This window comes from Kineococcus sp. AC630 (assembly GCF_979255925.1).
Map to the genome: position 1 here is coordinate 1 of NZ_CEEDMJ010000169.1, position 232 is coordinate 232.

Genomic DNA, 232 nt, shown 5'->3' on the forward strand with positions numbered 1-232 from the left:
TCCCTTGAGTCCCGGGCTTGCAGTTGTCGTGGCGTCAACTCCTACCGTCGTCCCGTGCACGCGAGAACCCGGGAGTGGACGATCCACGAGGTCGCCACGGCCACGGGGGCGACGGCTCGCACCCTGCGCCACGACGACGACGTCGGACTGCTGACCCCCAGCCGTACCGGGGCCAACGGCTCCCGCTACTACGACGCCGTCGCCCTGCGCCGGTTGCAGCGGGTCCTGCTGC

General features: G+C 71.1%; 1 protein-coding gene. It reads left to right on the plus strand.

The window, feature by feature from the left end; all coding sequences use genetic code 11:
- Positions 1 to 54: 54 nt before the first annotated feature.
- Positions 55 to 232, plus strand: a 178-nt coding sequence (locus AC0I8G_RS26285) for a MerR family transcriptional regulator (protein ID WP_471732553.1), incomplete at its 3' end; no start/stop codon positions are given.